The organism is Cobetia sp. PDI-23MA, assembly GCF_059507735.1.
The window spans coordinates 2,332,485-2,349,981 of record NZ_CM183352.1; the positions used below are offsets into that span (position 1 = coordinate 2,332,485).

The window sequence follows — 17,497 nt, forward strand, 5'->3', positions numbered from 1 at the left end:
CCTAGATGTCGGGTCTCGCCTGATTGATTACCCGCCTGTGGAAAAGCTCGGGCCGCCTTTTTTGCCAATCTTTCATGGCTGATATCGGCGCCTGATGATGTAATGCTTTCTGCTGGATGCAGTGATTATAGAGCCAACAGTAACGCTTGAGTGTCTGCTCCAGATCCTCCCTCGATTCGTAGCGTCGAGTCGTCAGCACATCGCTGATACGGCCATTGAAGCGCTCGACCATCCCGTTGGTTTGGGGGTGACCCGGACGGATGAGCCGGTGTTCGACATGATGCTGTGCACAGGCCATGTCGAAAAGATGGCTTCCTGTCGGCTTACGTTCACCGCCCGACGTGAAACGATCAGTGAAGCACTTTCCATTGTCTGTCAGCACCTTCTGAACCTTGAACGGTGCCTTGTCGATAACGCGATGGAAGAACTCCTCTGCGTCTTTCGCTGACTGGCTGGAGCGCACCTCAAGATAGACCCAGCGCGTGGCACGGTCGATGGCCACGAACAGGTACCGCCGCTGGGTCTCATCGGGCATCTGTGGCAGGTACTTTATGTCGATATGCAGGTAGCCTGGCTCGTAGTCCCGAAATGCCTTGGGAGCCTGCTTGTTGTCCTTTTGGTCCTGGCGTGCCAGCTCGGCAAGTGTCGGCACCTGCCGTCTTTTCAACATCCGGTGCAAGGCTGCGCGGGAAAGGGTCGGATGAAGAAACTCACGAGCCACCACGAGGAGATCATCCAGCCCCAGACGAAGGAACGTTCTGGCGGCGATGAGAACTTCTTCCTGCTCCCCGTTGAGGGTGGCCAGGAGGTTATGACGTGTGTGAGGACGATCATAGACGTCGTCTCGATGCCGCCACCGGCGGATGGTCATATCACTCACGCCAAATCGCTCCGCCAATACGCTGTCCGGGATGTGGGCAGGAGCGGCCTGGATCTCAGCACGGACCTTGGGTGTGGTAGTCGCTTGCTTATGAAGCTTGATGCCCATCTCGATGCTCCTGAACGAACTGACGAAGAAGCCCTCTGGCAGCAAGCAAGGGATAGCTTATTCTAGTCAATTGAACATCCGAGACCCTACATCTACGAGGTGGGCATTTCCCTGAGTAGGTCATTACAAAGACTATGAGGCCTATGAGCCAGAAAGTTGGTGGAATACTACACTCAGATTGTTCGCCGGCATCTCGATCACCTTGTCGAGCCGCAAGCCGTTGCGCTCCGCTTCCTCGATGACCGCTTCCAGATCACGCACGCCCCATAGCGGGTTGCGGCTCTTGAGCTGCACATCAAAGCCCTCGTTGCTCGGCGCCGTGTGCTGCCCTCTCCGCTTGTAGGGACCGTAGAGATACAACACGCCGTCCTTCGGAAGGCGTCGACCGGCCTGCAACATCAGCTCGGATGTGACCCGCCACGGCGAGATGTGGATCAGATTGATCGCCACCAGCGCATCGTAGGCCACCTCAGGCCACTCGGCCTGCACATCCAGCGTGATCGGCGCCTTGAGGTTGGGCAAGGCGGCCTCGGTGCGCCAATCCGCGATGGACTCCAGCGCACGCGGGCTGGCATCGCTGGGCTGCCACGCCAGATGAGGCAGTCCGTGGGCGAAATGCATAGCGTGCTCACCGCTGCCACTGGCCAGCTCCAGCACCTCACGTTGCTGTGCCAACACATCGCGCAGGACATCAAGAATCACGTCACGATTGCGGGCGACCGCTGGGCTCGCGAGACGTTGACTGTGCGCCACCTCGACATCCTTCTGCGAGGATTGCGACGCGGCGCTGGGCAAGTCATCGGGTAACTCGGGGGTGGCCATGCAGCACTCCTTTCAACAGGGCAAATGACTCAGAACGAAAAGATGGCGAGATCATAACAAAGCGCCGCACCCCTGAGGGGCGCGGCGCTTGAGCAGACCGTGATTGGATCGAGCAATTTCAGCCAAGCTATCTTGTTTGGGCTATCCGAAGCAGGCCACAAAACGACTTTAGCGTGCGCGCGCCACCGTCGAACGCGCGCGCCAGAAATCCAGCACCTGCAGTGGATCGCCCACTTCATGGGCCTTGTGTTGCGCGTTGTGCGCCATGGCACGCGTCGCATCACGATCGCCCAGCAGGCGCTCGAGGGCGGCGGTCCATTCTGTCGGATCATCCTCCACCAACAGGCCATCGACGCCGTCCTCGATCAACTCGACATAGGGCGCCCGGCGACTGTAGATGCCCACCCCGCCCATGCGGGTGATATCGAGAAACCGAAGCCAGGAGGCATCGCGATTGTCGGAGTTTTCCATCAAGGGGGCCAGGCCGATGGCGATCCGACGCCGCGAGCAATAATCCTGGAATCCCTCCCAGCTGACGGCCTCCATCGTCTTGAGGCGGGGAATGTCGCTGAGTGCCAGCGGTAGATGTCGCCCCATCATCAACTCCACCTCACTGTCGGAATGCCGCGTCTGGATATCGCGCAACACGGGGGCCAGCGCCACGATATCGTCACGATGAGACAGAGTGCCGTGAAAGCCGATGCACCAATCGCTCTGCTCGAGATGGTGAAGATCCGGCAGCTTGCCAGTCAGTGGCGGTGTCAGCAGGCTGACTTTGGGATGCAGGCTCGCCAGAGCGGCCTCCAGCTGCTCGCTGACCACGACGATCTCATCCGCCAGCGTGAACAGTCGCTGCTGCAATTGGGCAGCCTCAGAGCCTGCTTCAGGGGTAGAGTTGCCCTCCTCCGCTGCCAACGACTCAGGCGAATACAGATGATCGACGAGGTAACAGATACGACCGAGCTGCTCACGGTGTTGCTCCAGCATCTCGATCCATTCCCGCCCCAGGCTACGCGCGATCAACAGGCAGGCGCCGGAGAGGCGCGCCTGGGCAAGTTTGGGAGAGAACTTCCAACGGCGGGTTTCAAAACGCTCGACACGTGTGCCTTCCTTGCGCAACGCGGCCATGGCAGGCAGGAAGAAGTAGATATCTTCCAGCGCCTGGGCTTCATCACTGAGTACGATCCATCGAGGAGTGGTCGGGAAGGCGGTCATGTCAGTCTCCTTTACTCGAGGCATTCATGGTCCCGGCACGTTCGGCGTGACCGCCAAACAAGCGCGAGCGAGAGCACACACTGACTCTGGGACGCTTACTTTGAGCTTAATGATTTCTGGGCATCACACCACTCAAATTTTGCTGGTGTGTAGCGGATGTAATCAACGTGTTACCTGCGTTGGACACGAAATCGCCGCTGGAAGTGTCAGATTGGTCGTTCTCAGCTCCAGAAATAACAAGGCCCGCAGGGTTGGCTGCGGGCCTTGTAGGTTGGGATCATCTCGCTCAAGTCAGCGCGAACGCCAGAAGTTCGTACACGCCTCTACAGCGCCAATATCTCGGGCTTTCTGCAATGCCCGCTCTGCCATGGCCTGTGTAGCGGCTGGGTCAGCCAGCAATTGCTCCAGCGCTGCCCGCCACTCGCTGGGGTCGTCCCCCACCAAGAGCCCATCGACGCCATGCTCGACGATTCCGTCATACGGCGCCCGACGACTGTAGATACCGACGCCGCCCATCGCGGCGATATCGAGAAACTTGATCCACGACTTGCCGCGATTGAACGGCGTCTCCAGAAGCGGTGCGAGGCCGATCTGGATGCGGCGTGTCGCCTGGTACTCTTGAAAGGCCTTCCAGGGCAGCGCCTCCGGGGTCTCCAGCCGTGCGATACCGCAAAATGATTCAGGCACGTGCCGCCCCATCATGATCTCGAGGCGTGCCTGGGGATGTGATGCCATCACTGGCGTGAGTGCCGGCGCCAGGTGCGCGATGTCATCACGATGCGCACGGGTACCGTGGTAGCCGATGGTCCAGTCAGACTGAGTGAAATCGGCCAGCTCAGTTTCTGGCGTCAGCATTGGCGGTGTCAGCAGCGAGACATTGGCATGCTCTCGCCCAAGCTGGGCCACCAGCGCCTCACAACAGGCCACTACCTCATCCGCGAGCGCAAGCAGTGCGGGCTGACGCATCGCCAAGCCGCTCAAACGAGCGACATAGGCGGCAGGCAATCCAGCGGTACGGGTCACGGCGCCAAGATCATCGTCGATCAGATAGACGATACGCCCGATGCGCTCATGATGACGTTCGAGCAGACGCACCCAGCGCTCGCCCAGAGAGCGCACGATCAGCAGATTGGCGCCCGCCAGGCGCCGCAATGCCCATCGCGTCGGCAGGTAGTAGCGGCGTGTATCGAAACGCTCGACGATGGCCCCCTGCTGGCGAAGAGCAGGGGCGGCCGACTCAAGAAAGTAGATATCTTCGGTGGGTCGAGCACCATCGCTGAGAACGACCCACCGCACACCTGCCAAGGGTGAAGCTTCAGCCGACATCAGGACGGGTCCTGCGCACGCAAGGAATCACGCGCCACGACATGCCAGGAAGACTCGACACCACGCGCTGCGGCACGTTTGTCATCCCGCGCCCGCTCCGCCTTGAGCACACGATACTGCAGCCGATTGAGCCATTCGCCGCCCAGCCCCGGCAACGGCAGGAAGGGCGTCGTGCGACTCATTCCCCACAGCGCCAGACGCGAACTGCCCGCCTCGGCAGGACCACGGCCGTGCATGCCGAAGGTATCCGCGATCAACAGCGTGTTGGCAGGCACCTTGAACAGCGTGGGCGCATTGAGACCGAAGCGAGCCAGTGCGCCCTCCTCGACCCGGAAGGACCCTCGCTGGGTATAGCGATTGGCATGCTCACGCGCCGTCAGACTCATGTGATACTCCCAATCCAGACGGCCCTTGTTCAACTGCGTGGACTGAGGCACGAACATGAAAGGCCCGTTGCGATCGCTCACCTCCTCCAGGTAAAGCCAGAACTTCATGGTCGGCTGGAAGGTATCCACGTGCAGGGACTTCTGCGGGTCGGCCTCATCACTGTCGCGGGCGCCATTGAACACCTTCTCGAGATGCACGATGGGCAGGCGACGATGGCCAGCGCAGAAACGCAGCAGACGCTTGAGCTGAGGGTCAGCCAACACTTGCTTAGCCACCGGCAGCTCGCTCAGGGTATCCGGGTCCAGCAATACGCGATGCGTGCGGGTATCCCCCTGACAACACTCACGTACCTCACCGGGACCGTGATCATGCACGGTTTCAAGCTCGGTCTTGAGTCGCGCGAACAGCTCTGGCGACAGGAAGTCCTGCTTGAGTAGATAGCCATCACGCAGATAGGCTTCACGCTCCGCTGTCGGCACGCCTCGACTCAACATGGCCATGCGCCAGCGCATGATCCGAGACGCCGCCTTCACCCGCCAGACGTGCAGCCCGCGGCGATTCAGACGCTCGCTCCCGATCAGCGGATTGGCGATGAAGGACTTGGCACCGGTGAATAGCGCAAGGCCCCACAGGGGAGCCTTGAGCAGAAATCGTGAACGGGACATGGCGTTCCTTGCGAGACGATGTTCAATAGGCAGCTACAGGCATGACGGGACGGCACTCTGCTCAGCGTAACGAAAAGTCTTCGTGGACGAGAGTCAGGTTGGGGTTGTAGTAAGGGTCCGTCGTCAGAGTGTCACCCCATGCCTGCAACATATAAGCATCTTCACGTTCTGCACGTGCCTGCTTCTCGCCGCTGTGATCTCGCCCGCGTGAGACGGATTCGTGGTGATAGAGCTCTGCATAGGGTATCCAAAGATTTCGATAACCGGCTTCACGTACCTTCAGACAGAAATCCACATCATTGTAAGCAACAGCCAGATGCTCTGCATTCAGCCCTCCCACCTCGAGGAAGACCTCACGACGAACCAGCAAGCACGCTGCCGTGACAGCGCTGAAGTTCTGGGGCAGCATCAAGCGAGAAAAGTAACCCGCCTCATTGCGATGGAAGTATTTATGGGCATGTCCAGCCACACCTCCAATTCCCAGAATGACACCAGCATGTTGTACGGTATTGTTGGGGTAATACAGTTTGGCACCAACACAGCCAATCTCTTCACGTTGAACTTGCCCTACCATCTCATCCAGCCAATCAGCATTGATGGGCTCGATATCGTTGTTGATCAGTCCGATGATCTCGCCACGAGATTCACTCACGCCAAAGTTGTTGATGGCTGAATAATTGAAAGGATGATCCCACTGCAGCACCCTTACCCTCGAGTCACGCTGGCTGACCTCCTGCATGAAGGCGAGCGTCTTCTCGCATGTCGATTGATTGTCCAGAATCAGCAGCTCGAAATGCCGATAGTGAGTTTTTTCCAACAGCGCCTCGACGCACGGCTTGAGGATATCGACACCATCGCGAGTCGGGACGATCAAGCTGACAAGTGGCTTGCCGATGACTGGCCAATTGACACGATAGGTATTCGGCATACTCCCGAAGCTGACAGAAGCATGTGCGTAATGTTCAGCCAGATAATCCTGCACTGCCTTGAGTCCGGCTTGACTGGTGTAATCCTTTTCGCCACTGTCCAGCGCCGTCGACCCCTTGCCTGCCCGCCAGTGGTAGAGAACACGTGGAACATGCACGACCTGAGTTGCCTTCAGGCCATGAGTGACCCGCAAGACCAGGTCATGGTCCTGGCTGCCCTCGACCCCCGCTCGGAAACCTCCCACCTGACGAACCCGCTCGGTCAGGTACATGCCCAGATGAGAGATATAATTCTGGGATAGCAGAAGATCAGGGTTCCAGCCGCTCTTGAAGTGCGGGTCATGACGACGACCTTGCTCGTCAAGCTTGTCTTCGTCCGAGTACACCACCACGGCATCTGGTGATTGCTGAATTGCCTGAACCATCAGATAGAGCGCTTGCTCCGCGAGCACATCGTCATGATCCAACAGCGCAACATAATCTCCATTGGCGTGGGCCAGAGCAGTATTGCTGGCGTGAGAGATATGCTTGTTGTGATCGTGAACGATGACATGCACACGATCATCTCGCTTGCGATATTCATCCAATACTGCAGTCAGCTCAGCTGAGCCTGAAGCATCATCGACGAGGCATAGTTCGAGATTGCGATAACTCTGTGCCAGTACGGATTCTAGACAGGCCCGGAAATCATTGATATCAGGGAGGTAGACTGGTACCAGCACTGAAATCAATGGCTGATGATCAAGTGCTGTCTCTGCAATGGGCAACTCATGTCGTGTTATCCACGCAAGATAATCCCCTTGGGTGCGATTATTGCGGAAGGTGTCAGCATAGTGGCTCATCAGAGACTTCTCGCGACTCTCCCCTCCGGCCGCCTTAGCAGAATTGAATACCTTTTTGGCATCTGCCAATGACTTACCTCTGAAGTCATGATGTAGGCGAGTGATACGCTTCAACATACGATCATGGGCAAACTGCGGCGTCAGCAGAATCAAATTCAACTTGTCAATGCCGAATTCGCCAGAAACATCAATCGGATCGAATCTGAGACGAGTTCCCGGCCTAGTAACCTTGATGATACGCTTGGAAACACAACCGTTCTTGATTGGCAGTATGAAGCTTTTGTCATTGGTATAGCCATTGCCCTCATTGAGGTATAAACGCGATTCTCGAGCCATAGTGGCATGAAGGACAGTCGCTTCTAGCATATACCATCCTGGAAGCCATATACGGGAATGTAGAATTATCTGAGGGTCCTTAGTGCTAGCAATATAAGAACCTTTTCCTTCATCAAAATAAATATTTATTTTTTTACACTTGGATTTATCAAGAGATAGAGAAAAAAATCTTTCCCACAGACGCTCTATAACATCGAATAAGAAATATTTAGACGTCATGAATGATAGTCCACATTGAAAACAGAAGTATCATAATCAGTATTATAGAACAAAGCTATCGATCAATTGGCCTGTCAGGGCTACCTTGCAGCTAATTCTCATCCCACTGGAATTAAACTTCCCTAGACTTACACTGAAACCAACATAGCTATCTCGAGGAGGAGATAGACCTATCAATCCGGGTCGATAATCACATGCTATTGCTCGCGAAATGAATATGTCATCGGCAAATATTTCGATCTCGACCGGATCATCCGAGAGACTCCACCACGCCCACCCAAGAATGTTATTCTCTACTGACCTTTGTAAAGCACCATGAACATAAGGAAGATAATTAGCGTGTAAGTCAATACGCTGGGAAAAGATTTCTAAAGCGGAGGCATAAAGTTTCAAGTCTTTATCATTGAGCTCCGATATTCGATCATGATCAGCTTCAGAAATTGAATGAATGCACCCAACGTTAGTCTCAACATTTTCCATTCGATGTGGTATATCAATAGAATAAAGATGATTAATTAAATCCAATGATTCTTTATATCGTTCTGTGATACCAATAAACCCATATGCTTGCAATCTTGCGCCAGCCAGAAATCTAGATTGTCTATTCTGTAGTTCAGGGCGCTCAATAAAACTCTCCAAGCTACCTGTATAGCCACTGTATCGAACAAGGTGTTTATAGTCCGAAATTATCCTTTGTAGCGGGTCTCGAAGGAAGGTAAATGAGTTTCTTATTCCAGCGGTGTCGATATATCGACTTGCAGGAACATGCCCTACTATAATAGATACATTATTTGATCTGATTGCTTTATTCAACTCATACCTATCTTGCAAATCATAAATTGTTCTACTTATCACTGGATGGGTTTCTTTGCTATCTTTTCCATAATCATTCCATACATTTTCTTTACCAAACTTGGAGATCGCACCAAGTCTAAAACTGGTACCAGCAGTTTTGGGGATATGTATAAACCAGAATGGTTTGTTTCGAATCAGTTTGCGTGGTAGGCGATTATAGCTATCTACTTTCAACGCATTAAAACAACCTGATTCTATCAACTCTTCGTTCATATCATGACTTTTGAAATATTCAATATTTCGAGAATATTTGGGTCCTAGATTGGCACGTCCACGTGAGGACTTTATATCTACAAATTCTTGCTCAGACTTAATATTATAATGATTTAATATCAAGCTATCTTTACAAATAAATTCGGTCCTACCCGTTTTTACTTGATTATTAACAAATGAGACAGGCTCACCATTTGGAGAAACATAATAAAAGTCAGACTTTAGCTTAGGGGCATGAATATAAATTTTACTAACAGCTTGTGGCTTGACAATACATTTAACATGTTGATTGACGACACGTGATGATCGGCTTGCCATGTTGAACCGGCTGGTCACGGCACCTGGCTGAACTCTTTTAAACCCGGCAGAACCATAAACTCTCCAGTTGATTGCAACCCCGCCTATGGCATCATCTTTTAGCAAAGTAGATAATTTAGCAATTATATTACTATCTTGACAATCTATTAAAAACTCATCAATATCAAAGAACCCCAGCCATTTACATTGATATTTATACCTTGATAGACATTCTTCATACCATTTAATTTGCGCATTAATAGGACAAGTCCATGATTCCCATGTAATATCACCGACCAAGGCTTCTTGAGCCAATATTTCTTGCGTTCCGTCGTCACTACCGTTATCGGCTATAAAAAAATGTGTAACGCCTATATTACGATAATGAGTCAACCATTCTGAAATATACATTGCTTCATTTTTAGCTATCGCTGAGATACATAAACTATGTTTATCTAAAATTTTCTTTTTACCGAACATTCACAATGTACTCTAGACGGTTTATACATACTGATGCAAATAGTATATTACTATAACCCATAGACCATAGCGTACACGACCTATGGGTTTCAACAGAATTAAAATAAATTTTTTACATTTCGTCTCTTTGTCAAGATTGTTTTAATAAAGAGGTACCAGCGACGAGCTTTTCAACTTCAGAATTCCCTTTTGTTAACATTCTACTGATTTTCTCCTTGACAATACCAGAACGAGAAAATACGTACTCACGACTTTGATTTGTAATCTCTATAGTATTAGTGGTTTTATAAAAATTTTCTTTCTTTTTGTTATATTCTTCGAAGTTACTTTTAGGCCAGGAATAAGTAGGATGCAAGGTAGCCACCCCCTTTTTATAACCTGGACGATTGTTTTTTAGAGCGAACTCATGCTCTGGATTTCCTCTGGCCAAAGTATTTAAATATTCAACCTCTGACCTGAACATCTGATGAACAATATAAGCATCGCGCTCACCTACAAAATCATCACTTGCTACTTGTATATTATCTTCACTAAACTTGAAAGGTCTTCCATTAGCATCATGTACAATGATATCGTCTTCAATTTTATGACGATGTACTCTTACACGTTTAACTTTCACGTTACGGATTGGAGAAATAGTTTTCACCTGCTTTCCAACAAAATATCTGGATTCGGGAGTAACCCCTTTAAAAGCTTCTTCTTCACCAAAAGCATTATGCCACATAAAAGAAATAGCATGTTCTTGAGACTTGGTGGATAGATAATCTTTTATATTGATATCGAATTTTTTAGGGACCCAGGTTTCATCGATATCCAAACAAAACCACCAATCTACACTATTCTCTTTGGCCCAATGTAAATCTTTTGCATAGGCGATGACTTGCATTTTTTTAGTAACGTCAATAGGACAAGCATCTACCCAGTCCAAATATTCATAACTGACATTTGGGTAAATTTTGGCTATATTATCTAAAATCTCAGCTGTGGCATCAGTAGTTCTATTTATGTATACATGGATCTGGTCAAACCCAAAATAAAGATGGTGAAAAACCCAATCTACGATATAAGGGGCTTCATCTTTGGCAATTGCACATATTCTAGTGATCATAAAAACCTCAAGTTTCAATAGTATAAGCTAAATATTGATGTGTATCCTTTACTCTTGCTGATATAACTGTTTTTTCTGGTAATACTCCAAGCTTAAACTCGAAACCTACATATCCTTTTCTAGATACAGAGAGCAACGCCAAGTATTTTCTATGGTCCTTTGCTATTGCTTCTCCAATCACGACGCCATTGGCCAGTATTTCAACTACAATAGCCGGTGAATTATCCTCAGCAGGAATGGCATAACCTGAAACAACATTCTCTTTAATAAATTCTAATCTACCTCGAACAAAACTATGCTGGTCTGGAAGAGAAATTCGTTGATTAAAATAATCAACTGCAGCATTATACAACTTAATATCACCTTGATTACATTTACTTATTAGCTCTAACTGTTCTTGCGATAAATCATAGCCTTTGCCAACATTTCCTCGTCTTTTATTGACCTCCATGTATTCAAGCTCTACGGAACACTCAGAGTTGATCAAACACATAGACTTATTATATTCTTCTGTTAAGCCAACACATCCGAATGCTGGCCAAGCTACACCGGCTAGCATTTTAGACTGTATATTACAGAATCTTTCTTCTTGACAATAATCTTCAATAGTTCCAGTAAAACGATCAAAGTCTCTACTGGATCTATGATTGTATTCAGAATAAAATCTTTGAATCGGGTCTCTTAAGATAGTTACGAATTTTGAAATAGGAATTTGATATGCATATCGAGAAGCTTTAAAATGACCTACGATAAACTTACTCCCTTTATCCGCTACATCTAAAACAGCAGAGTAAGGATCGTTTTCAATATGTAATTTTTTTTTGATATCAACATCTGTCTCTGGAAGATAAGGGCCATAATCTTTTGAAATATAACTTTCCCCATAGTACCTCCCCAAAGACTTACGAAAACTTGTGCCAGCAGTTTTAGGCAAATGAACAAATACAAACATAACAACCCTTAATTATGTAGATATAGAATAATACAAAAATTTAACTCAAATCGACAGCACCAAGACGGCAATCAAGCAACTTCATATCAGATCTTCTAGCGACAGTCTATCTTCAGGCAAGACATTGATTGAAGAATAATCCGTCTTTATCAGACCTTCTGACGGCAATTCAAACCACTCAATCAGCTTCTGATTGCCTTGTTTGAAATTAGCATCAAAGGCTTGCTGCTCCGCAATAGAAAACAACACCTCTTGATCATGATCACGATCGATTGCGTTCGACAAAGTGATGATCTTGTCACGCCTTTTGGCAAACTCGTTATTACTTGATGCGCCTCGCCCCAGTTTCTGCACAAGCAATAGACAGCGTGTCGGCAAAGAAGGGTTGATGATGGCCGTCTCAGGAGTCTGGTTGGCATCTTGGCGATACTCGATATCAAATGCCTGGAGGAAATCCTGTACCACCTGACGACTGTAGGAAAGTACCGACAGGTTATTCTCACCCACATGTTTTTCCCACTGTCGAATGTGGTTCAGATAGTTCAACCAGCCGATATTTCTCATCGCAAGCGTGAAGAGTGAAGCGTCGTAACGGACGTTGGGATCTTTCACCAACTGGTTGTAAAGCGACAATAACAGTTCAGACTGCGGCCGCACAGTGAACAATACCTTGACTGTCTCAAAATACTCAGTAACAAAGTTCCGAAAACGAGGGTTATTGAAGTACATCGGTGATAATTCAGAAGACAATAACACGCTAGGTGCAGGACTTGCTTCCATCTCGATACGCAGCTTTTCCAAGGCATCGGCAGGTGACATATCGCTTTGATACGCACCACTCCCCTGGAAAGATAAGGCAAAAGGATGATGGGAGTGATCAGGCCACTGCAAGGATTGAGGGTACAGGATACCCTTGTCAAGAAAGTCGGCATGTTGTGCCTGAATCTGGGACTGCACTGCCGATGTGCCCGTCTTCGACCAACCTACGTGAAGGTACAGAGTATCTTTTTTCATTATTCACCAATAAACGGGTTACGGCCGATCTGGCTCACCAGAGCGCCCCATTTCAGTATTTGGGCTTCATCCAGTGCATTCTTGCCATTGAGAACATCTGGCATGCCCAATGCATGCCACTTGTCCATTGGATGCAGGATATGAAAGCACGCCAGCCCCATATCTCCCGGACGCTGAGCGTCGGCAACGACATTGTCACCGATATGCAGGTGACTACGGCCATGCTCATTGGCAAGGTCTTCCTTCACCATTGCCCACATGCTGCCACTGTCCTTGCGCTTGCCTTCCTCGCTGGACACCATCAGGCGATAGGCCCCGGCGACGCCTGCTTTGCGCAACATCAGGCCAACCTGATCACGTGTGTAATAGGTATCAGAGATAACCCACAGCACGTGACCGGAAGACCCGAGGTTGTTGAACAGCTCCACCATTTCATCCTTGGGTTGAATCATCGCGAGGTCCAGCTCGAATTCACGCTGCATCCACCCTTGCGCAACGTCCTTTGTGACCTTCAGAACATCCGCGAGTTCATCGTAGATGGCATCGATACAGATATCGCCCTGGAAATTGGCGCGCTTGCGCAACGTGAACTCTGCCTTGTTGCGCAATGCCACAAAGTCATGGGCAGATGTCACGACGCCCTGCTCCACCAACCACTTTCCCAGTTTCAGCTTGGCGTAATCTGCTACGGTAAATTCACGACGCACCAGCGTATCAAACACATCGAAACTGATGATCTGATGCGATTGGATCGCGGGCAAGTGCTGCTCGATGGAACCATGATAACTGGCGGTGATATAGCTTTGATCGGACGTGAAATCACCACCGGAGGGGTGATAGAAGAATTGTTGATAGCCAAGATTCTCGACCTGTGCTCCCAATACGCGCTCCAACGCATGCAATTGCGAGCCATCATTGGGGAGTGGCTCCTCCGGGAAGTCCTCATACTTCCAGGCTCGATCCGCGATTCCCTTGAGCGCCATCGGCCGCGCCCAGAACATGCCGCCAGCCGGGTAGCTCAAGAAGTCGTTCACGTGCTCTATCTCGAGAGATTCCTGCCACTCACGCATGAAACCCTTGTTCATGGTCTGGTGGTTAACCCAGCTCGGCATCATCCAGAATGTCGTGGGATAGTAGAGTCCCAGGCTATCGTCTGCCGCGAAGGCGTTCAGTGCACGCTTGACCACAGACTTGTCGCGCAGCAGAAACTCGGTGAGATAGTCGGCCCACTGAGTCTGCTCACGCCCTGAATACAGTGATTTCTTGGAGTGCAGGTGGCAGAAGAGATCATAATTCTTGAGTTGGTCTGCGTATTCGACCAGAAGCGGACCAAAGTTGCGTCCGCGGTTGGGTACCCGCCGTGTCTCGACACGGGAGACGCAGGCATGACGCGCGAAGGTCTTGCGGGCGCGAGTTTCATCGACTCCTGCCGCCAGGGTCAACAGGACATCCACCTTGATCGGCATTTCATTGAGCGCTTCTGCAAAGCGATCAATGAAGTCTTCATAAAAGACGTGCAGGCAGATGGCCATCTTCAACTGACTGGCGGCTTCTGTCAGGGCTGTGTCCAACGGCAAGCGGGAATTGGGTACCCAGCGGGGCGTCAGCGGGACATGCTGGCGCCCTTCCTGCTTGCCGTTCTTCAGATAATGGAGCAGTGGGCTTTGCTGGTCATAGAATACGTCCATGTACATGCGATGGTAGCTTTCACCATCGAAGGCGGGTGACGGGTGCACCGGTGCAAAACGGGATTTGTGGAGATAGTCCTGGAAGGCATCTGCCGAGCTCGCAAACTTCTGGCCGTATTGCTGCTGATACCAACCCGCATCAAAGAGACCAAGCGCCTCAGCTTGTTGTAGTTGGGTCTGATCCACGACAGGCAAGGCCTCTTGTTTACGCTTGTTGAAGATGTTGAACGCTTTCATGATGTCTCTCGATCAAATATTGAAAAGGGCGAGTGGATTGAGAATTCCATTACCCGAGAAGTCATCATCGACAAAGAATAGATGCCAGGCGCACTGGGGAATCCCTCCCTGTCGCGTGGCAAAACTCTCATACATCTGCTCAACTTCTTCAGAGGTGAAGGTGACGCCATCTGCCAACCAAGTGGCCACTTGCTCAATGGCACCATCGAAGACTTGTTGCAAATCCTGAAAATGTCGCTGCGTCGCCGCCTGACGGCCATAGCAGAACTCGAAACCTCCCTCGCTATCCTCACGCACATCGACCACCTGGCCATGCGGCGCTGTCATCAACGACTCGAACAATAGTGATCGGTCCAGCATCTGGAAACCTTCACCCCACGCAGCATTCTCTTGAAAAACACCCTCCAGCGTTGCCACACCCTTTCCGTGCTGGCTACCGCTCTGCTTGGTCGTGACGTAATACAGTCCGTGCGTGTCACGCTCCAGCATACGAGTCAATACTTTCTGGATAGTCCCCGAGTAGCCCAGGTCAAGCATCATGGGCTGCGGGCCGGTTTTCAGACCGAGCGCCTCAAGATACGCCATCACGCCCTGCAAGGTAGGAGCGACCAAGGCCTTCAACCTCGGCAAGTGAGGCTCCAGCCACATGATGGCATCCGCCTGCTGCTCAGGCAGCTTGACCTCCATCTGCAACAGCTCGCCTGGCAAGACACTGAATGCTTCATGCATCTGCAAGCCAAACCGCTTGAGCATGAGATCAAGCATTGAGCCTTCAAAGTTGTTGCCAAGCGCGAACGGCCAGAGAAAATCATGGCCGAGATTGGCGCGGAACAACAAGGTACGTGAAACCTTCAGATACTGTGGGGCATGCTCCAGCTCGATATGTCCTTGGGTATTCAGGTGAGACAACAGTCGCTCGAAACACCATCCCTCACGAGCTAGACATACCGGTACTCGCCCTGCTCCTTTCGCTTCTATTTGCTTGGCATACACCAGAAATGCCGGCCCCATAAAAGTGGCACCAAACTCTCTGAGAGCCTGACGAGTATTCTTCATCTTATCACCAATCCCTTAATTTACGATCTCGATATACCCTTGACAATACTCAGGTATATGACGTCGTAACATTTTGCAATCCTGCAGTGATACGACGTCTTATTATCAGGCGAACAATGCTGCCTCTTCAAAAGACTTGCCTTCTTCATCCTTGCCAGAAAGCTGGGGTGGCTCTCCGTTGACCAGAGGCCATTCAACACCCACTGTGACATCGTTCCACTTCAAGGAGTACTCATCGCCCGGCGCATAGTAGTCCGTGCACTTGTACTGGAATTCTGCCGACTCGCTGATCACATAGAAACCATGTGCGAATCCCGGCGGTACCCACAACATCTGCTGATTGTCTTCGCTCAGGTGCGCACCTACCCATTGACCAAACGTCGGGCTGCTCTTGCGCATGTCTACCGCGACGTCAAAGACTGCTCCCTGAGTGACACGCACCAGCTTGCCCTGCGGCTGATTCAGCTGATAGTGCAGGCCGCGCAAAATACCCTGGCGAGACTTGCTGTGGTTATCCTGTACGAAGGTGTAGTTACCGCAGTGTTCAACGAATTCGCTCTGACGGAAGGTTTCCATGAAGAAACCACGCTCGTCACCGAACTTTTTGGGAGTCAACAGCACAACATCCGGGATGGCGAGTTTTTCATAGTTCATGCGGGTCTAACTCCTGAATAAGGCAGTGATTCATTGAACGACAATGTATTCGATGACATATCGGATTTGTCGCTTTCTATCATGAAAATTCCCGCAGTCGTCATCTATACCAACACGACTGCGGGAATATCGACACTAGCACCACCTTCAGCGTATCTATACCAAAGGACTGATGATGTTATGTCTCAGTAGTTGCAGCTACGCTTGTCTTCAAGGCGCTTGAGCAGGTACTGACCATAGCCGGTTTTCTTCAGTGCCGTACCCTGCGCTTCCAGCTGCTCGTCGGTAATCCAGCCATTGGTCCAGGAAATCTCTTCCAGACATGCCACCTTGAGCCCCTGACGATGCTCGATGGTTTGCACGTACTGACCCGCTTCCAACAGGCTATCGTGAGTGCCGGTGTCCAACCAAGCGAAGCCGCGACCCAGGCGCTCGACACGCAGGTCACCGCGTTCCAGGTAGGCATTGTTGATGCTGGTGATTTCCAGCTCGCCACGCTCGGAGGGCTCGACTGCCTTAGCGATCTCGACCACGTCGTTGTCATAGAAGTACAGGCCAGTCACGGCGTACGGGGACTTGGGCTTCGAGGGCTTCTCCTCGATGGAAATCGCCTTGCCTTCTTCGTCGAACTCCACGACACCGAAACGCTCTGGGTCTTGCACGAGATAACCGAAGACAGTAGCTCCACTCGGTTGTGTCGCAGCACGCTTCAGCTGCTCGGAGAAGTGCTGACCATGGAAGATGTTGTCACCAAGTACCAGGCATACCGAATCATCACCAATGAAATCCTCACCGATGATGAAGGCCTGTGCCAAGCCATCCGGACTAGGCTGAACGGCATACTCCAGGCGCACACCATACTGCTCGCCATTGCCCAGCAGCTTCTCGTATTGCGGCAGGTCTTCCGGCGTAGAGATAATCAGAATCTCTCGGATACCGGCCAACATTAAGACAGAGACCGGATAAAAGATCATCGGCTTGTCATAAATCGGTAGCAATTGCTTGGAGACACCGCGAGTAATCGGATGCAGCCGTGTACCGGAACCACCGGCGAGAATGATACCCTTGCGCGCCATATAAAAATCCTTGTCGAATCGACGTTTAGCGTGATGCGGAGAAATTGCGTCGTTCAGCTTATCCAGCAATTATCATATCGCCAGAAAGCGATGAGCTAGATCAGCCTTTAATACCAGAACCTAACAATGCACAAGTCTAGC

General features: G+C 50.8%; 14 protein-coding genes. All 14 read right to left on the bottom strand.

The window, feature by feature from the left end; genetic code table 11:
* Window position 1: 1 nt before the first annotated feature.
* Window positions 2-988, bottom strand: a complete 987-nt coding sequence (locus AC5WNJ_RS09905) for an IS481 family transposase (RefSeq protein WP_495929497.1) — start codon at window positions 986-988, stop codon at window positions 2-4.
* Window positions 989-1,129: 141 nt separating this feature from the next.
* Window positions 1,130-1,810, bottom strand: a complete 681-nt coding sequence (locus AC5WNJ_RS09910) for a DUF938 domain-containing protein (RefSeq protein ID WP_495929499.1) — start codon at window positions 1,808-1,810, stop codon at window positions 1,130-1,132.
* Window positions 1,811-1,978: 168 nt separating this feature from the next.
* A complete protein-coding gene (locus tag AC5WNJ_RS09915) occupies window positions 1,979-3,025 on the bottom strand; it encodes a glycosyltransferase family protein (protein WP_495929500.1) in 1,047 nt (348 codons plus the stop codon).
* Between the two features lie 291 nt (window positions 3,026-3,316).
* Window positions 3,317-4,351, bottom strand: a complete 1,035-nt coding sequence (locus AC5WNJ_RS09920) for a glycosyltransferase family protein (RefSeq protein ID WP_495929502.1) — start codon at window positions 4,349-4,351, stop codon at window positions 3,317-3,319.
* Entirely contained in the window at window positions 4,351-5,403 is a 1,053-nt protein-coding gene (locus AC5WNJ_RS09925; RefSeq protein ID WP_495929504.1) for a phytanoyl-CoA dioxygenase family protein, read from the bottom strand. The genes AC5WNJ_RS09920 and AC5WNJ_RS09925 overlap by 1 nt, the downstream gene beginning before the upstream one ends.
* 61 nt (window positions 5,404-5,464) lie before the next feature.
* Window positions 5,465-7,726 carry a glycosyltransferase family 2 protein gene (locus AC5WNJ_RS09930; RefSeq protein ID WP_495929506.1) on the bottom strand — a complete coding sequence of 754 codons (2,262 nt, stop codon included), beginning with the start codon at window positions 7,724-7,726 and terminating at the stop codon, window positions 5,465-5,467.
* A gap of 42 nt (window positions 7,727-7,768) precedes the next feature.
* Window positions 7,769-9,571, bottom strand: a complete 1,803-nt coding sequence (locus AC5WNJ_RS09935) for a glycosyltransferase family 92 protein (protein ID WP_495929508.1) — start codon at window positions 9,569-9,571, stop codon at window positions 7,769-7,771.
* 130 nt (window positions 9,572-9,701) lie between these two features.
* A complete protein-coding gene (locus AC5WNJ_RS09940; protein WP_495929510.1) occupies window positions 9,702-10,679 on the bottom strand; it encodes a glycosyltransferase family 2 protein in 978 nt (325 codons plus the stop codon).
* A gap of 7 nt (window positions 10,680-10,686) precedes the next feature.
* Window positions 10,687-11,631 (bottom strand): sulfotransferase family 2 domain-containing protein, encoded by a 945-nt coding sequence (locus tag AC5WNJ_RS09945; RefSeq protein ID WP_495929512.1) that lies wholly within the window; start codon window positions 11,629-11,631, stop codon window positions 10,687-10,689.
* Between the two features lie 81 nt (window positions 11,632-11,712).
* A complete protein-coding gene (locus AC5WNJ_RS09950; protein ID WP_495929514.1) occupies window positions 11,713-12,645 on the bottom strand; it encodes a hypothetical protein in 933 nt (310 codons plus the stop codon).
* Complete coding sequence (locus AC5WNJ_RS09955; RefSeq protein WP_495929516.1) at window positions 12,645-14,570, bottom strand: rhamnan synthesis F family protein; 1,926 nt, start codon at window positions 14,568-14,570, stop codon at window positions 12,645-12,647. The genes AC5WNJ_RS09950 and AC5WNJ_RS09955 overlap by 1 nt, the downstream gene beginning before the upstream one ends.
* Before the next feature lie 12 nt (window positions 14,571-14,582).
* Entirely contained in the window at window positions 14,583-15,626 is a 1,044-nt protein-coding gene (locus tag AC5WNJ_RS09960) for a hypothetical protein (RefSeq protein ID WP_495929518.1), read from the bottom strand.
* Window positions 15,627-15,731: 105 nt separating this feature from the next.
* On the bottom strand, window positions 15,732-16,280 hold the full coding sequence (gene rfbC, locus AC5WNJ_RS09965; RefSeq protein WP_495929520.1) for a dTDP-4-dehydrorhamnose 3,5-epimerase: 549 nt from the start codon (window positions 16,278-16,280) through the stop codon (window positions 15,732-15,734).
* A gap of 185 nt (window positions 16,281-16,465) precedes the next feature.
* The gene (rfbA, locus tag AC5WNJ_RS09970; protein ID WP_495929522.1) at window positions 16,466-17,356 is read right to left on the bottom strand and encodes a glucose-1-phosphate thymidylyltransferase RfbA; all 891 of its coding nucleotides are present in this window, start codon (window positions 17,354-17,356) and stop codon (window positions 16,466-16,468) included.
* Window positions 17,357-17,497: the final 141 nt, after the last annotated feature.